We start from the raw sequence: 17,706 nt of genomic DNA, 5'->3' as shown, positions 1-17,706 counted from the left end.
GCCGGGATATGAAGATCATCGCCACCGGCATGCTGGTGGTCATGGCAATCATATATTTCACCTCGAAAAGCTATGAAGCGGTGCATCCGGCCCTGGGTTTTGTTCGTGCCTTCGCCGAGGCCGCAATGGTCGGCGGCCTTGCGGACTGGTTCGCCGTCACCGCCCTGTTCCGCCATCCGATGGGCATTCCGATCCCGCATACCGCGATCATTCCGCGCAACAAGGACCGGATAGGCGACACGCTGGCCAATTTCCTCAAGGACAATTTCCTGATTTCGCGTCTGGTGGCCCAGCGGATGCGAAATGTGGATCTGGCCAGTGGCATTGGCCGCTTTCTGAAATCGCCAAGCGGAGGCGAAGGCCGGCTGAAATTCGGGGCCTCGCGACTGCTCGGTGACGCCATTGCCTCGCTTGACAAGGATCGTCTCGGGACCATGTTCAAGGGTGCGGTCAAGAAGCAGGCCGTAGGTCTCGACATCGCAACACCCATGGGACAGATTCTGGAAGTGGTTATGGCCGAAAAACGCCATGGCCCGCTGATCGATTCCACCATTCGCTGGGCCTATCGCACGCTCGACACCAATGAAGCGGTGATTCGCAATATCGTGACCGACCGCGCCAATGCGGTGATGCGCTGGACCGGGCTTGATGACCGGGTCGCCAACGAAGTGCTCGACGGTCTTTACAAGCTGCTGGCAGACATGGCGGCCGATCCGCATCATCCGGTCCGCGCCAAAACAGAAGAAAGCATTGAGCAACTGGCCGCGGAATTGCAGCGTGATCCGGAGCTTCGCGAGAAGGTCAACGAGTGGAAGCTCGAGATGATTGAAAACCCGGCCATCGCGTCATGGCTGGACGGGATATGGGAACAAGGCAGAGAGGCACTGCTGCGCGCCGCTCGTGACCCCGATGCCGCGCTTGCCGGCCAGTTTGGCGACGCTCTGATCCAGCTCGGAAACAGCCTGCAGCAGGACAAATTGCTCAACCGGCAGATCAACCGGTTCGGTCGGCGCGCCGTCATCGGCGTCGTCGCCAGTTACGGCGACAATATCGTCAAGCTGGTATCAGAGACGATCCGTGACTGGGATACCCAGACAATAACCGACCGGGTCGAAAATGCCGTTGGCCGCGACTTGCAATTCATCCGTGTAAACGGAACGCTGGTCGGCGGTCTGGTCGGCCTCTCCCTTCATACGCTAGGCTATTGGATCTAGCGCGAAAGCAACAGCCGCGCCTGCCCGGCAATTTGGGCCAACATCGCTATCGAGGGTCTTGCCGACTGCTGCGCCCGGTCCATGATCTTTCTGAATTGTGCAACGCGGTCGATATTGCGTTCAGCCCAGCTTTCGACAAATTGCGACATATCCTTGCCCCGGGTCCGGCGTAGAAAATCAAGACGCATCTGCTGAAAGTCGCGAGCCAGCCCTGCCACCAGCAAGCGGTCCCACGGATCGGACGGATTGATCCGGTTAGCGGTCATTTGTGCCCAGTCCAGGCCTAGCTGGCTACCAAGCGCGGTGAAGGCAGCGGCCACGTCCAGGGCATCAATCTCGCGGCTGTGCGCAAGATAGGCGATCCCGGCAGCGCCATCATTTTTGTAGATATCGGCAATTTTTGCAGCGATTTCCGGAGTTGCCCCCGCCTCGACCATCGATTTCGTCTGTTTTGCAGCCTGCAAGCGCCCTTCGGCGGTTATCAGATTTTCGACATTCTCGTTGAGCGCAGTCACGCCCGGCGCCAGCATATTGACGGTATCGTCAATCCGGTCGTCGGACACGCCGATCCGCATCAGATCCGCCATGTGCGAGCGCAGGACGTAAGCGAGGCGATCAAAAAGGGATATCCTGATATCTTCCCCGATTTCAGCGACTTCCAGCGTGTGCCAAAGCCGGTCTGCGTGGAACAGGCGTTCGGCCATGACGAATGCGCGCGCCACTTCGCCAAGCGAGCAGCCCTCTTCCTCGGCCAGTTCAAACGGGTCAATCAGACCCAGCCGGTTGATCATCCGGTTTGCCAGTTTGGTGGCAATGATTTCGCGGCGTAACTGATGATGGAGGACGGCCGATTCATGACCTTCCTGCATCGCAGTCGGGAATGCCAGAAGCAGCTCGCTGTTCAGGCCGGGATCATCGCCCAGATCGCTATTTTCGATGGCATCCTGCAATACCAGCTTGGCGGTCGAGATCAATACAGCCAGCTCGGGACGGTATAGCCCCTTGTTTTCCTGACCGCGGCGGATCAGGTCTTCATTGCTGGCCAGCCCTTCGACGGCCCGGTTCAAATGGCCCTGTTCTTCAAATTGATCGATCAGACGAACGTAGGACGGCAGGTTTTTCGAACCGCCCTTTTCGGCGATCGACAGACCCAGAGCCTGCAAGCGGTTGTCTTCCAGAACCAGGGCGCCGACATCGTCGGTCATCGATTCAAGCAGGATATTGCGTGCATCCGGCTTCAGCTTGCCGCTGGCCAGTTCGGCGTTGAGCGCGATCTTGATGTTGACTTCATTGTCCGAGCAATCAACGCCGGCGCTATTGTCGATAAAATCGGCATTGAGCCGTCCGCCTTTGGCAGCAAAGGCGATACGCGCGGCTTGCGTAATGCCGAGATTGGCACCCTCGCCAATCACCTTGACACGCAGTTGCTCGGCATCGAGGCGAATCTTGTCATTGGCCGGATCGCCAACTTCGATATGGTTCTCGGACGCTGCCTTCACATATGTGCCGATGCCGCCAAACCATAACAGATCCGCATTGCAGGCCAAAATGGCCGTCATCAATTTTGTCGGCGTCGTCTCGGTATCATTGGACAGTCCCAGCAGGCTGGCAATCTGCTTCGATATTTTTATCGTCTTCAAACTGCGGGAGAATACGCCACCGCCCTTGGATATCAGCTTCTTGTCATAATCATCCCAGCTGGAGCGCGGAAGTTCGAACAGCCTTTTGCGCTCGACCCAGCTTTTCGCAGCATCGGGATCCGGATCGATGAAAATATGGCGATGGTCAAAGGCGGCCACAATCTTGATGCTTTTCGACAGCAGCATGCCGTTACCGAACACATCACCCGACATGTCACCGACACCGACGACGGTAACGGGAGCGCTTTGTACATCGACGCCCATTTCGGCGAAATGGCGCTGCACGGATACCCACGCACCGCGGGCCGTGATCCCCATCGCTTTGTGATCATAGCCGTTGCTGCCACCACTGGCGAAGGCATCGCCAAGCCAGAAACCACGATCAATCGCAATCTGGTTGGCAATATCGGAAAAGCTGGCTGTACCCTTGTCGGCGGCCACAACAAAATAGGGATCGTCTTCGTCAAGACGTTCTACCTTTGAAGGGGGAACGACCTTGCCTTCGACAATATTGTCGGTCACCGACAGAAGCGCGCTGATGAAGATTTTATAGGCTTCGATGCCTTCCGCGATAAACGCGTCACGATCATCGCCCGAAGGCAATTGCTTGGCAAAAAAGCCGCCCTTTGCACCGGTCGGAACAATCACCGCATTCTTGACTCGCTGGGCTTTCATCAGGCCCAGTATCTCGGTGCGGAAATCATCTCGCCGGTCCGACCAGCGCAAGCCGCCACGAGCCACCGGCCCGGCCCGCAAATGGATGCCCTCGACGCGCGGGCTGTAGACAAATATTTCCCGCCAGGGAACCGGAGCGGGAAGCTCCGGAATTTTGGCGCTTTCTATCTTGAACGCCAGCGCTTCACCGGCCTGATAGGCGAAAGCATTGGTGCGCAATATCGATTCAATAACCGCACGGAACAGACGGAGGATGCGATCATCGTCAATCGCGTGAACGCTGACCAGAGCCGCGTCCATATCGCGTATTGCAAGGCCAGCAGCCTGCGACCGGTCCCCCTCGAACGCAGGATCATGCAGGGCACGGAAAAGCTTGATCATCGCCGCGGTGACATCCGGAGCCTCGGCCAACGCCTCGACAACCGTAATCAGGCCGTAACTTAAACCGGTCTGGCGCAAATAGCGGAACCAGGCCCGCATCCACACTGTCGACCGGGCATCAATACCCGCGGTCGTGATCAGCTGGTTAAAGGCATCATTTTCGGCCTCACCGTCCAGCACGCTGGTTATCGCCGCTTCTATTTCATCAGCGCGGGCAATCAGGCTGTCACACCGTTCCTTGGATCGCAGTTCGAGCATGAAATCGTGAATATAGCCCAGCCGGCCGTCATCCAGCGGGGTCGGAACCGACTCGAGGACGGTAAAACCAAAATTTTCCAGCGTCGGAACCGCATCAGAAAGCGGCAGCGCTCCGCCCAGATGATAAATTTTCAGCCGCAACAAATGCTCGGCGTCACTCGCAAGCCGATAGAGCCGCGTCGACCGCTGCCCGCCCCGTTCGAGCCGGAACAATCGCATGATATCCTTGGCTGCCTCCAAAGCACCATAGGTCGATTGATAAGTGCCCGGAAAGCAATTGGCATAGCGTTGCGCCAGCACCGCTGCCCGATTTTCCTGCCCGGCTTCTCTCAGATTCCGTTCCACTTCCGGTTTCCAGCCCCGGACCATATTTTCCAGTTCCTGATCGAGCAGATCAGGGTCTGGAACTCTGCCATTTGCCCCCATATCGAGCGTGTAACGCAGCGAAGATACGCCGCCTTCTTCGAGCGTACTCGACCAGCTCAATATTTTCGCATCGGTCGCGTCCATCAGCATTTTCTCGACATTCTTGCGCCGGGCGGTCGAGAGCTGCTCGCGTGGCAGCCATACAAAGACAAACAGATGGCGAGCCAGTGGCGAAATCACGCTATGCAATTTCGGTCGCGGACGATCGATCAGTGACATCGAGATCAGCGCCAGCTTTTCAAGATCATCTTGGGCGAAGGTGATCAGGAGATCGTGGGGCAGCGCCGTCAACGCATGGGTGAGACTTTTGCCTGCATGGCCCGCTTCCGAAAATTCGAACTTGTCAAACAGCCGGGTGAGTTGGGTGCGCAATACCGGAATATTTTCTGGCGCAGCGGCAAGCGCGGCGCTGGTCCACATCCCGTATATGATCGAAAGCGCGACTATCTTGTCCTTTTTCCTCACCGGAACGATGATCAAGTCCATCAGGACATGACGATGAACCGTTGAAAGCTGATTGGATTTGATGATCAGCGGTGCTTTTCCGCCATGTTCATACCATTCGAAGGCGCGTCGGCGGCTTTCTTCAGACAGGATTGGCTCAGACCGCATCCGCGCGAGTCCGAGCTTCTGTGTGCGATCACCGCTGTTTGAGACAATTTCGTGGCCAAGCAGCGTAAAATTTCGATCAAGGAACCAGCGCAGCAATGTTGCGCCCTCACCTTCCGGAAGCGCATCGGCATTTTCGCCCAGCACGATCTGCAACTTCAGCCAATCGGCCACAGCAACGGCAACATCCTTCAGGTTCGAGCGCAATGCGCTGATCAGTTTCCGGCGAATACGAGCATCGGTCCGTTCGAGCTCAATATAGATTATCGATTCGCGTTTCTCACCGCTGGTCGCCTGTTCGGTTATCTCGATCAACTGGCCTTTAGCATCCCGCCGCACCGCGACCACCGGGTGGATCAGCCGCTCTATGGTCAAGCCGAAACCGGCGATGGTGGCACAAACCGAGTCGACCAGAAAGGGCATGTCGTCGTTAACTATCGCGAGACGTAAATGCCTGTGATGCTGATGGCCGCTGACGCTTTCCAGCGACAGACTTGCTTCGCTCCCCTGGCGCTCCTGCGCGCATCGCAGAGTGAAGCGCGCCGCTTCTTCACAAGCCTTTTTGTCAAAACCGATATTCTCGCCGGGTAAGGCGCTTTCTCGAAAAGCGGATACAAGAGCCTGTTCTAAATTGTCACCGGCTTTGCCCTGCCGCGCGGATTTTGATTTGAGTTCGGCTGCCATTTTCTTCCCCAAGTGGATCACGACGGGTTATAACCCTGTCATCATGGCTGTGCTATGCGCCCAATCCCCAACCCGCTCAAGAGGCTAGCCAAACCTTTTGGACTAGATATTGGGGAATATTGGGAATAGTGATATTTTAGTTACATTCGGTACTATTTAATGCGTGATGGCAGGGGAATTTCTGCCGTTGGAGCGATTAGAACTGGGTATGTTTTAGGACCCGACTGGTCAATTTGTCGTCAGCTCGAACAGGTCCGACAATAGTCAGCTCGCCAGCCAAGTCCTTGCGGGCGACCAGCACGACAAATTCGGAATCTCCAGCGTCAATCTCCTGCAACTGGCGCGACGGCGCGGAACGCAATTTCGCCAACAGATCTTCGCCGACTGTGCGAGCCTTGGACAACAGGCCAGACGGTCGTTTTGCGTTGCGTTCGGCATAGACAATCGCTTTAAGGCCACCGTCATGCTGACGAAGCAAATCGCCGAGCGCTCCTTTCGCGATCGCATTGCGTTGCGCATATTTGAGTACGGTCGCATATTCGGTCAGTCTTGTTTTGTCATAGTCTGCGCCAAATACCAATTTCACAATCGGCGTCATCGGCGCACGCTCCTGCACCACCAGACCGGCATCTTCGAGCAATATCTGATAATCCTCCGGATATTGCTCGGTCATCAGATAGAAATCATAAGCCTGACCGATTGCATTGTAGAGCGCCAAGCGACTGCGCTCCACGCAAACAGCGGCATTGTCAGCACTATCCCGGGCGGCGCAAAGCCAGTCGGCCAGGCTCGCCTCTTCATCCAATGGCGTGGCAACGACGCCGAAGTCATCATCGGGCATGATCTCCAGTTCTGCCGTGAGTTCATACTCTTCGAGATCCGCCGAATTCGGTCCGTCATCCCACACCGGCCCCGCCGCGGTTTTTGCCGGAGCGGATAGCATCGCTTCGGAAACCTCATCTTCGATTTCTTGCCGTATGGTGTCGGCAGCGACTTCTTTCCAATTGATTACGCCATAGATAAAATCGATGGTATCATCGTCGGTCGAGAATGGCAGCAGAATCCCGCGATACATGATCGTGATGCCACGCTGATTGACGAATTCGGCTTCAAAGCCGATCGGCGCCTGATTGGCGATAATCTGAAGATAATGGTCGGTGATCCGCGACAGCAGCGAACGTGCGGGCACGTCGGCGACCGACGTGATCGAATCATCAATCTCGCATTCATCGCGCAGCGCCCGGCCGAGAAACTGGATCGTCGGATTTTCAAAACCATCGGTAAAGTCGAGCAAAACACTATTCGGTCCGAAATCGTCGTCGGTTTCAGGCTCTAGATCTTCGACGCTGGGAAATTGCCGTTCGCCCAGTAGGCCGGCCCAGAAATTATAGGCGCGCACATGCATCCGGCGCTCATCCTGACCAATGGCGGGTGGCGCTTCAACGGCACCGTCGTCATCTTCATAGACGTTGTAATCAGGTGCCGCAGCCAAATCCTGATCGTTAAGTTCGCCGTGATTTCGTAGGTTTTCCATGCTTCCCCACTGCAATTCCATTGGTTCGACCTTGATATGCATCGCCTAGGGTAAATATATGGTAAATTTCCCGATAATGACCTTCGGGCATGATTGGTTATGATATCCACCCAAACACCGATTATCGACCGTACGGACTTGTCACGGCAAAGCTGTGCTGGTAATGGCGCGCGATCGATGAAAACGCATGAGCCCGATGCCCATCCGTTTCGACCATGCCGCTTTAGCTCAGTTGGTAGAGCATCGCATTCGTAATGCGGGGGTCAGAGGTTCGAATCCTCTAAGCGGCACCACCCATTTTTCACTTTTCGACCGTCTCTGCACCTGCTTCGATATAGCAGAATTAATGCTATATTCCCGTAGCTTACGTGAGGGTCGTCGATCACATGCACGACCAGAGACGCTTTGTCGGTGGCGGAACGGTGCCAATATGGCCCGTAGGCTCAGAGGGCCATTTGGTGGCTGTCAGATGCAGACCGAGATTTTTGGTTGAGCGTTCAGGCGAACCTGAACATTTTCCTCTGCCTCGGCCAATCGAGCGGAATCGCATTGGCGCGGGTAAGCTTGCGACCCCTCAGATTGACCGGCGGTGTTCCATCCATGATGGCTCCGATGATATCCGGCGCGAGCCAAGAGATGCGAACCAACTGTCCTGGATACTGGCGGCTGTAATCGCAAAGCGCTTGATTGGGTTTGCCGGTGAGGAGAAGATCTTGTGCAGCAAAGGCTGGCAACCAGCTTTTGCAATGTAGCATCGGGTGCCGGGTTGATGATTATCCACTATGTTAAATTTCCGATATAGCGATCGGGCCAATCGTCACGATCAAGCTCCGCGCTCGCCCTCATTGTAAATTATTGGAATTTAAAGAATCGCTTCAGTTTGAGCGATTTCATCAATAACGTTCGCCTTCTCAATGGTTATAACATAATGATGTTTTAGCTATATGGGATTAAAAGTTACTGTTAATGCGCGTCGCGAACCTCCGCTCCCTTTTGAATAATCGCAATTACGCCATTTACACAGTCGGTAATGGTATTTCGCTGACCGGTACCTGGATTTACGGGATAGCCTTTGCTTGGCTGGTTTGGCAACTTACCGAATCCACGCTCTGGTTGGGCATCGTGGCCGCAGCAGGCATCCTGCCCACCATATTGGCCGGACTGATCGGTGGCGTCCTGGCCGATCGGCTCGACAGATTGAAGCTGGTAATCTGGACACAAATATTGGCTTTTCTGGCGACAGGACTGCTCTTCATTCTGTACCAATTCGACGCGGTCGGCATCTACTGGCTGATTCTATTCAAAATTGTAATCTCAACCACCGTCGCGATCTCCCAGCCGGCGCGGATGGCACTTATACCCAATCTTGTTGGAGAGAAGATGGTCGGTCCAGCGATTTCGTTCGGATCCATGGTTTTCAATACAGCACGATTCATCGGGCCTGCAATCGCGGGATTCATTATTGCTCGAGGCGGCGTCGGCATCGCCTTTTTGATCAACGCATTGACCTATATCGTAATGGCCGGGGCCATATTGATGGTGCAAATCCCTGACCGTTTGGTGCGTTCGCCAACGCCCGGCTCGAAGCCAAATAAAATGTCTCGGGATATGCAGGACAGTCTGGCATATATCCGCAATCATTCCGGCGTACTCACATTGTTTGTACTGATGATTTTTGTTGTCCTTGGCTTGCGCCCGATATCGAATTTCCTGCCGGCGATTTCGACAGGAATATTTGATCGTGGCGTCGACGGATTGGCGATATTGACATCAAGCGCAGCTGGTGGAAGCATCATCGGTGGCATCTGGTCGGCTGGAAGAGATATTGGCGGCCTCACAAAATCAGCTCTTGTGACGGTCAGCATTTATGCCATCCTCATTATCATATTCTTAGTGACACCTTGGTTCTGGATGGGATGTATTGTTTTTGCAGCTACCGGTTTTTTTACAACGATTTTTGCCATATCGGCGCAGACGTTGGTGCAAGCCAGCGTCGCGGATGAAATGCGCGGTCGGGTGATGAGCCTGTGGTTCATTCTTACACGCGGGGGGCCAGACGCGGGGGCCCTTTTCATCGGTATTGTCGGCGAAGTAGCCGGACTGCCAACTGCCTTCACGGTCGGAGCGAGCATATGCGTTGCTATCGCAGGCTGGGCATGGCTGCGACGTACAGACCTCGCCAAAGAATTGGAAGGCGGGACAAAACACATCGATTCCCGGGTAGCCGACCGACCGTCAATCTAATTCTCCTTAAGACATTGACAAAATTATATATTATAATATTATAACATCATAATCAATAACGGCACTCTATCAAATCCCTGACAAAGGACGGTCTCTCTATGAATAATGCCGATAGTCAACAGCATGCACGGCGCACAGGCGAGTCAACGCTCCAGCCCGGAGATGTCATCATCGTTGCCAACGACACCGTTCAACCGGCCGATATGCGCGCGGGACTGAAGGGTTGGGGGCGGCTGTTGCATTGTGACGATCAGCTTCGCATCAAGGGCGAATTGTTTACTGGAAAATTCGATCTGCTTCTGGGTTTGTCGATGGATGATCAACAACGATTAATCATGACCTGCCCTTCTACGGCAGACATATCTGTGTTTGACATGAACATGCAGGCGGTGACGACTAGGCTTCCCCCGCGCCGCCGCTATGGCAATATCATCAGTGATCGAAACAGCGGATTTCTTCTGGGAATCCATTCAAGCTATGGTGAGCCACTACCCCAAGACGAATTTGGTGATGGCAAGCTGGTCCAGTTCAAGCCACATGACGGACAAACTACAATCTTCGACGTGGATGTCGATGGCGGGCGCGGTAACAAGCATTTTGTCAGCAACTTGGCGATTGCACCAGACAGAAAAACTGTTTTTTATACGTCAGAAGCCGGTCGCCGGTTGTTGCGATATGATATAGAAAACCAGACCCAACTTGACGATTTCGCGACATTCGAGCCAGAGGAAGGCGGCACCTATGGTGTCGATGTGAATGATCAGGGGCATATTCTCATTGCCCGGGGCAGCTTCGCCGAAATCTACGACGCCTCCGGAAAATTGCTGCAACGTCTGGAAGGTGACGGCCGAAGCGGCTGGACCAGAGCAACCTTCTGTCACGACCAGAAATTCTATTTTTTCAGCAATTTTCTCGAGGGTGTATTTCAGCGACGCGATGTCGCGACAGGCGAAGTCGTTAGCGAATTGGTAACCGGCATGCGTGGTTCCTTGACCGCCAGCGTAGAATATTTCCCCGCATAGACCATTCAGGCAAAAACCATCAATCCTAAAAAGTGAGGCAAAAATCCGTGGCCAACAAGACCAATTATGATGCGATCATCGTCGGCGCAGGCCCAGCAGGAATGACCGCTGCCATTGCATTGGCAAACCGTGGTGGCCGGCTAGCTCTTCTGGAAATGTCCGACGACGTTGGCGGCGCAATGCGCATCAACCGCGGACAATTGAGTGGTGCCGGAACAAAGTTACAGGCCGAGCAAGGAATTTCCGATACGCCGCAGGAACATTTTGATGATGCCATGCGCCTGAGCCGCGGGACATCTGATCCAGATTTTCTGAAACTGGCGGTCGATTTGCAGGGCCCGTTTATAGACTGGCTGATGGAACATGGCTTTGACATGGAAGACAATATGCCATGCATTATCCATGGAAACGAAGCTTACAACAAGTCGCGAACCTATTGGGGGCGCGAACTGGGCATTTCATTGATCAAGACGCTCAAACCGATGCTGGACGAGAAAATCGAGGCGGGCAAAATAGATCTGTTATTGCACACCGAAGCCAGAGAACTGATCGTTGACAATGGAAAGGTGACCGGCCTGAAGACCGCCGATGGCCTTTCCCTTTATGGAAGTTCAATCGTGCTGGCCTCGGGCGGTTATGCGGCCAATCCCGAATTATTTGCCCAGCTTCACGACGGCGCCACCTTATGGTCGGGCTCCTATGAATATTCGACTGGCCAAGGTATCGAGATGGGCCAGAGGGTCGGCGCTAAAGTTGTCCTCGCCGATACATTATTACCGAATTTCGGCGGCTTTCTGGATCACACCCTAGATACTCCCCGTTACCGCGCGCCTGGCGGCCTGACGCCGCAAGACAGACAGCCTTGGGAAATCGTTGTGAACAGGCAAGGCAAACGATTTTATCCGGAAGACAATGAAAGCGTCGATGAACGGACAGTTCGCCTGCTGGAACAGGAAAACTCGCAGGCATGGGTGATTTTCGACCAAACCATCCGTCAGTCCGCACCTACCATATTCAGTTATTTCCCCGACATGGCTGAGCGTTTCTTTGAACCCGAAAGCAGCATGGAAAATGCCGATAGTTTGGAGGAGCTCGCTGATAAATGCGGTATCGACAAGAACGCTCTACTGAACACTGTAAGCCAGTATAATAGGGCTGTGGAAAAAGGGGCGGATGACGAATTTGGACGCAAACACATGCCCGTAAAGATTGAGAACGGTCCATTTTATGCGCTGCCAATCGTATCATATACGGTCAGGGGTTATGCCGGTCTGAAAGTCGATCTGAAATTTCGCGCACTGGATGAAAAGGATGAACCCATAGAAGGTCTTTATGCCGTCGGCGAGATATTGGGGTCGCTATTGTCCGGAAAAGGAAGTGTAGGCGGGATGAGCTTAGCCCCGGCACTGGCTTTTGGACAATATCTAGGGGAAATTCTGCCCGTCGATCCCGCTTGAAGGCGGCCGCTCTGGTCTCTGGTCCAGGGTATCGACTCTATCGCCCTGAAAGGCGCTCCGCGGTCATACTTTCCACCAAGGAAATCGCGAAAGCTTCTCCCGTTATTGGAAGCGAGTTGCAAGACATTGCTTCCGTCGCGACTTGTTCGCTGGGAATTACATTGCGGCGGCCGAAACCTTTCGCCTCGCGGGCGCGAGAAAGATGAGGAAGGTTGCATGAAGGCCTAGTCGGAAGGGCAAATCCCGACATATTTGAGTGAAAAAGCACATAGGCGACAGCCGGTTTGCTATGCCATAGCTTCCTGAATTCCCAATTCTTGCCTTCCAAATTTGGCCATCGCAGAGTTCCAGTCCATATTCGCCAGACTTTCCAGAGCGCGCATATCCCGAAACCGGCGCTGAACCGTATTTTTTTCGCTGAGCCCCATGGCGCCCATCTGCTTGTGCAGTCGTCCAATTGATTCCACGAGCTGCCGAGCGATATAGGCACCGTCCCTGACCAGTTCTATACAAGCTTCCTCCGACGGACCATTGCTGCCGATAGATGCGCGCAAATTGTCGTAAAGCATACGCACGGCTTTCATTTCGACACTGCTCTCGGCCAGACGAGACTGAACTTGGGTGAATTGTGCAACCGAAGCACCACCAATACCCGAAACCCGCTTGCGGGTCGATTGTACATAGTCGTCATAAGCCGCTTCGGCGACACCCATTAAAGCGCCCAACATCGCGATTCCGGTTAGCCGGTCCGAGCTGACCTGCGGTCGGATCGCAGTTTTATCAACCTTCACACCCCGCACGTCCACTTGCGACCAGCCCGCGCCTCTCAGGCCGCCAAAATAGTCCTTTTGAGTGATGGTGGCGTCCGCCGGGCGGATGAGTGCCGAGACCGGTTGGCCATTCAACGACAGCCCATGTAGCAGAATAAGCGATGCATGTCGGAGACCGCCGACAGCGGACCAAGTTCCGTCAATAATGAACATATCGCCTTCTGATCGAATGGACGCATCATCATGAAACAGTGCCGGAGCTACCAGATCATCGTCGCGTGCCAAATCCATATCCTTGACGGCGTCCAGGGATTGAGAAAAGCTGATTGCCAACATTCCCGACGCACCGCAAACGCAAGCGATTTGTCGTGCCATCTCCATCAACTCGGGATATGGTTGTGGAACGAACATTCCGACCGATTGCATCGCTTGAATCGTCTGATCGGAAATACCGTTCAAATCGGTATCGTCGGCATTTTGCTCTATCTGATGCAGAACGTCTTCGGTCGTCATTATAGCGTGATCCCTGTCATCAGCATGTTTAATAGCTCGTGTCATAGAAATTAAAGATGGTTACGAATTAGCTGAGGGTTAAAATGTCATTGGGCAGATCAAAGCTTGCCTTTGCACAGTTCAGCATATTGCGATCCCAGTTGACCCCGATCTGTTGCATCATTGCACAGAGGTCACGATGATGCCGCTGAATGGCATCGTCCGTCAGGACGCTTCGCATTCCCAGATTTTTTACAATCCGATTGGCCCCCTTCATGCACAGATGTGCTGCATAAGTACGGTCACGCACAATCGAGATTTGCGCTTCCTTCCCGATTGGTTGCCCCGAAGTGCCTTCGGCGATCTGCCTTTGCACAACCGAGTCCGTCAGACTTTTGGCCGCGCCGATTTCCGCTGATGCTTCGGCATATTCCAGCATGGTCTGCGGATCATCGAGACTGAGACCCATTTGTCCTTTTGCCATCATCTCTTCAAATTCGCGTAAAATTTCTTCGGCTGTCCCCATGATCGGCCCCATCAGGTTGGTACCTGAAAACGGACGCATGGATTCTGTGCTCAGATAATGTCGATTAATCTTCGAACCGGGGGGATTGGCAGCATACATATCTGCCAAAGAAATCACCCGATAGGACGGTATGAATATCTTGTCGGCAAATACGGTCTTCGAGCCGGTTCCTCGCATACCGCTGACAAACCAGTCATCTTCGATCGTCAGCTCTTCTTTTGGAATGAGAAAATAGGACTGGCGGGCATCGCCGGTGATCGAGGCGCGCAGAAGAGCCCAACTGGCATGGTCAATGCCGCTTGAAAAGCTCCAGCGACCGGTCAGAATATAACCGTCTGGTTTCTCCGAAATTTCGACGTCACGAATAACCGATCCGGTCGAGACCAAAACATCTGGCCCATTCCCCCAAACATCTTCCTGTGCTCTGGGATCCATTCGAGAGATATAGATCGGATGCGAACCGACGACACATGCTATCCACGATGTTGAACCGCATCCCCGGGACAGCGCGCGACCGACAGCAATCTGGTCGCCCCATTCCGCCTCAAAGCCACCGAATTTTTGCGGAACGAACAGTCGCAAAAGGCCCTTTTCGCGCATTTCATTCATGGTCTCCACCGGCAATATACGGTTTTTCTCGGTTTCGACTGCGCGTGCGCGCAAATTCTCCTCCAATTGCTGACCAAGCGCATATAACTGATCGGCATCGAGGCGTTCATCGCTGGCGATTGCGTTCACAGCTACATTCATCATCAATACTCCCGTTCGGTAGATGTTATATTACTATAACATTATAATGAGTCAACTTGTTTGTCGTCGATTCACTTTTGCAAAAAAGTAAAGGGACCGGAGACTCCAATCCAAAAGAAAAGCGCGGTGTTGAAACACCGCGCTCAGAAATTAACAAAACGGATGGTCTAGCGCATTCAGCAACCGCCAGATCCTGTCGCTGATTTCAAATATCCGATCAGATTCACACGCTCTTGCTGCGAACTCAAACCTGAAAATACCATCTTTGTACCTGGCGTGAAGCGAGATGGCTTTGCCAGAAAATCGTCGAGATTTTCATCATTCCATTTGGGTGCTTTTGTACGGAAAGAATTTGAATATTTGTAGCCCGTTGCACCCAATGCTGGTCGGTTAAACATGTTGCCAAGATTCGGACCTACGCGGTGCTTTTCGCCCCGAGGCAATGTGTGGCATGCGGCGCACTTCAGATACGACCGCTTACCATTTGTAATATCCGCAACATATGCACCCCCATTGACCTTGATCGAACAGGTCGTCGCGGCCCCCTTGGCCGCGACGCCGGTTAAAGCAATGCCTATTGTGGCACAAACCAACAATTTTTTGATGACCATCACTTGTACTGCTTTAGAACTTCTTCGTGACACTTAAACCAAACTGCCGTGGTTCTTGCAGAATAGCACTGAAGGATCGCTGTACCGCAATACCTGCTTGCGCCCCTACCGGCAGATTGGAAGGTGCATCAAAACGCACTGTCCGCAATACTGAAACAGGCGACCGGTCTTGCGTTACGTTTGTAGCAAACAACTCAAGCTTCCAGTCTTCGTTCGTTACACCAGCTCTCAGATTGAGAAGTTCGCGTGATCCACTGGACGCCTGACCATAGATTGAGGCAAACTGCTCACCTACCCAGCTGTAGTCACCGCGGAAGAACCAACCCCAGTCGTCGGTGATATCGCCGGTCAGGGTATTGGTGAGGCTGAAGGTCCATTCAGGATTGCCCGGCAACGGGGTCCCCGAAACAAGGGCACCTTGAGCCGTTGCAGGAAATCCAAAACCTAATGCTTCCGCCACTTCGCTGCCGCTGCCGACAACTTCATAGCTTTTGATTTCGCCATCATTATAGGCAGCTGTTGCCTGCACATTCCAAAAATCCGGGATAATCTCCATTGCGACTTCCGCTTCGAAACCCTGAATTTTAGAACGCCCGACATTGTCGGTATAGGTCATGGCCACCGCACATGCCGGAGGACTGCATTGCTGGGTTAGCTGCTGGTTATCCCAATCCATCGTATATGCCGCCAAGGCAAATCGCAGGCGATTGTCAAAGACACTGCCCTTTACGCCGATTTCCCATGTTTCAATGCTCTCTTCGTCAATTGGAATCAGGTTTGACGGCAAGCCTATCCGAGTATTGAATGACCCCGGTTTATTGCCTTGTGCATATACACCGTAAAGGAGGATGCCTTCCATGGGGGTCACGTCGATCGTAACCCGTGGCAACGTCGCTTTAAAGACAGCACGGAACTGATCTGTTCCCTGATGCAATGAAATTTGATCCCGTTGCGTGCGCACTTCACCGGTAACCGTCAACCAGTCCACCGGCGTAAATTCTGCAGCACCGAGCAATGCGAGATTTTCTTCCGAGTAGGTTCCGCGATCTTCGGGAATATAAGTAGCGGTCTCGTTCCGATCAGACGTAAAGAAATACCCCCCCACAGTCAGCTCGAGAAAGTCGCCAAAAGAACGCCGAATGCGAATTTCTTGCGAAAAATCTTCCCAGTCACGACTAATATCGACTGCACTGCCATTGGGTAGCAGAGGCGAGCTTACCACGGCACGATTCGTCGCATCCGACCCCCACCGTTCATCCTCGGTCTGATATGAACTGATCAGCTGGACAATCGTCGAATCGAAATCGAGATTGGTAATTAACGCGATACGCAAGCTTTCGCGATCCGTGCCTGCTTCGCCGCCAACATAGCCTTGGCTACCCCGGCTACCCGGATATTGATATTGTCCGGTTGAGCCTGCTGGCGCCGGGATTGCGCGGGTAATATTTTTTATGTCATTATAATCAATGTTGATCACGCCACAATAATATTGCCGCGGGGTCGACAGGTTGCAATTGTTGAATTCCGGTCCCTGCGTATATATGCCGATAGGATCAGCCTTGCTTTCGGAATAAGTCGCACGCAAATAAATGTCGGCTACAGAGGATTTGAAACGAAGGCCGAAGGTTCCAGAGTAGGATTCTTTCCCGCCCATATCCTTCCGATTTTCATAGGCGTTGTAAAAGAGGCTATCCTGATTGAAATACCCGCCGCCGGCCAGGAACGAGAAATTGTCATTCAAGGGCCCGGAGACGTAACCGCTAGCCGAATATTCATCCAAAGTTGCAGCTGTTACCTTGACCTGCCCTTCCCAGGTATCAGATGGCCGACGCGTGACATAGTTAACCGCACCAGCGAGCGTTCCGCGCCCGAACTGGGTACTTTGAGGACCCTTGACGACTTCGACACGCTCCAGATTATCCAGCTCCAGCGCGGTAACCGGTCCGGAAACGTAGATGCCATCAACAAAAACACCGGCGTTTGACCCGCCCGTGGTCGAGACTTGAGACACGCCGCGGATGGTAATCCGGTCCGACCGCCCAGTCACATTCGAGTTATAGACGCCTGGCGCAAATAGGAAAATGTCATTGAAATCCTGCAAGCCGGCGGCGGCGATATCATCGGCCGAAAATGCCGAAACCGCCAGAGGAGTCTCGAGAATCGATTCTTCTTTCCGTCGTGCGGTAACAACAATCGCAGGTTGCGAAGCACCCGAATGAGCTGAAGACGCCCTGCTCTGCTCCGCCGTGATTCCATTCTCATCACTTTGGGCCATCGCCCCCGAGAACGGCACCATTGCCGAACCCAATGCTAACAATACCAGTTGGCGCCTAAATTCTTTTCTCACAATATTAGCTCCCTGTTTGCTCAGATTAAAACCGCTTTTTATCGGTTCTTATGTTATAATGTTATA

The 17,706-nt window shown here is 53.5% G+C and carries 10 protein-coding genes and 1 tRNA gene; 5 read left to right on the top strand and 6 right to left on the bottom strand.

Annotation, left to right across the window (positions count from 1 at the left end):
* The first annotated feature begins 8 nt into the window (after window positions 1–8).
* Entirely contained in the window at window positions 9–1,214 is a 1,206-nt protein-coding gene (locus ACN0VD_RS07735; protein WP_417593332.1) for a DUF445 domain-containing protein, read from the top strand.
* On the opposite strand, the gene ACN0VD_RS07730 is transcribed toward ACN0VD_RS07735, so the two are convergent.
* Together ACN0VD_RS07730 and ACN0VD_RS07725 are read right to left on the bottom strand one after the other, a co-directional pair.
* Entirely contained in the window at window positions 1,211–5,887 is a 4,677-nt protein-coding gene (locus ACN0VD_RS07730; protein WP_417593330.1) for an NAD-glutamate dehydrogenase, read from the bottom strand. The genes ACN0VD_RS07735 and ACN0VD_RS07730 overlap by 4 nt on opposite strands.
* Window positions 5,888–6,083: 196 nt before the next feature.
* Entirely contained in the window at window positions 6,084–7,421 is a 1,338-nt protein-coding gene (locus tag ACN0VD_RS07725; RefSeq protein WP_417593328.1) for a hypothetical protein, read from the bottom strand.
* A 217-nt stretch (window positions 7,422–7,638) separates the two neighbouring features.
* Between ACN0VD_RS07725 and ACN0VD_RS07720 the strand changes: the two genes are divergently transcribed.
* The 4 genes from ACN0VD_RS07720 to ACN0VD_RS07705 all read left to right on the top strand — a co-directional run bounded on the left by ACN0VD_RS07720 (window position 7,639) and on the right by ACN0VD_RS07705 (window position 12,144).
* A tRNA-Thr gene (locus ACN0VD_RS07720) sits at window positions 7,639–7,714 on the top strand.
* A 673-nt stretch (window positions 7,715–8,387) separates the two neighbouring features.
* Window positions 8,388–9,665, top strand: coding sequence for an MFS transporter (locus tag ACN0VD_RS07715; RefSeq protein WP_417593326.1), 1,278 nt, complete (start codon window positions 8,388–8,390; stop codon window positions 9,663–9,665).
* A gap of 98 nt (window positions 9,666–9,763) precedes the next feature.
* Complete coding sequence (locus ACN0VD_RS07710; protein ID WP_417593324.1) at window positions 9,764–10,687, top strand: hypothetical protein; 924 nt, start codon at window positions 9,764–9,766, stop codon at window positions 10,685–10,687.
* Between the two features lie 47 nt (window positions 10,688–10,734).
* Window positions 10,735–12,144 (top strand): FAD-dependent oxidoreductase, encoded by a 1,410-nt coding sequence (locus tag ACN0VD_RS07705; protein ID WP_417593322.1) that lies wholly within the window; start codon window positions 10,735–10,737, stop codon window positions 12,142–12,144.
* A gap of 287 nt (window positions 12,145–12,431) precedes the next feature.
* On the opposite strand, the gene ACN0VD_RS07700 is transcribed toward ACN0VD_RS07705, so the two are convergent.
* From ACN0VD_RS07700 to ACN0VD_RS07685, 4 genes are all read right to left on the bottom strand, one after another.
* Window positions 12,432–13,427, bottom strand: a complete 996-nt coding sequence (locus ACN0VD_RS07700) for an acyl-CoA dehydrogenase family protein (protein WP_417593320.1) — start codon at window positions 13,425–13,427, stop codon at window positions 12,432–12,434.
* A gap of 67 nt (window positions 13,428–13,494) precedes the next feature.
* Complete coding sequence (locus ACN0VD_RS07695; protein ID WP_417593318.1) at window positions 13,495–14,685, bottom strand: acyl-CoA dehydrogenase family protein; 1,191 nt, start codon at window positions 14,683–14,685, stop codon at window positions 13,495–13,497.
* A 173-nt stretch (window positions 14,686–14,858) separates the two neighbouring features.
* Window positions 14,859–15,293: a c-type cytochrome gene (locus tag ACN0VD_RS07690; protein ID WP_417593316.1), complete on the bottom strand. Its 435-nt coding sequence runs from the start codon at window positions 15,291–15,293 to the stop codon at window positions 14,859–14,861.
* Window positions 15,294–15,306: 13 nt separating this feature from the next.
* Window positions 15,307–17,640 carry a TonB-dependent receptor gene (locus ACN0VD_RS07685; RefSeq protein ID WP_417593314.1) on the bottom strand — a complete coding sequence of 778 codons (2,334 nt, stop codon included), beginning with the start codon at window positions 17,638–17,640 and terminating at the stop codon, window positions 15,307–15,309.
* Between the last annotated feature and the right edge of the window lie 66 nt (window positions 17,641–17,706).

Origin of the sequence: Parasphingorhabdus sp. (genome assembly GCF_048267785.1) — a bacterium.
Lineage (GTDB): Bacteria > Pseudomonadota > Alphaproteobacteria > Sphingomonadales > Sphingomonadaceae > Parasphingorhabdus.
The sequence above is the reverse complement of the archived record's forward strand: the minus strand, read 5'-3'. Positions and strand labels throughout refer to the sequence as shown.

Excerpts from the sequence above, each read along its gene's own strand:
- ACN0VD_RS07690 (WP_417593316.1), bottom strand. The coding sequence starts at position 15,293 with ATGGTCATCAAAAAATTGTTGGTTTGTGCCACAATAGGCATTGCTTTA.
- ACN0VD_RS07700 (WP_417593320.1), bottom strand. The coding sequence starts at position 13,427 with ATGACGACCGAAGACGTTCTGCATCAGATAGAGCAAAATGCCGACGAT.
- ACN0VD_RS07730 (WP_417593330.1), bottom strand. The coding sequence starts at position 5,887 with ATGGCAGCCGAACTCAAATCAAAATCCGCGCGGCAGGGCAAAGCCGGT.
- ACN0VD_RS07715 (WP_417593326.1), top strand. The coding sequence starts at position 8,388 with ATGCGCGTCGCGAACCTCCGCTCCCTTTTGAATAATCGCAATTACGCC.
- ACN0VD_RS07725 (WP_417593328.1), bottom strand. The coding sequence starts at position 7,421 with ATGGAAAACCTACGAAATCACGGCGAACTTAACGATCAGGATTTGGCT.
- ACN0VD_RS07735 (WP_417593332.1), top strand. The coding sequence starts at position 9 with ATGAAGATCATCGCCACCGGCATGCTGGTGGTCATGGCAATCATATAT.
- ACN0VD_RS07710 (WP_417593324.1), top strand. The coding sequence starts at position 9,764 with ATGAATAATGCCGATAGTCAACAGCATGCACGGCGCACAGGCGAGTCA.
- ACN0VD_RS07695 (WP_417593318.1), bottom strand. The coding sequence starts at position 14,685 with ATGATGAATGTAGCTGTGAACGCAATCGCCAGCGATGAACGCCTCGAT.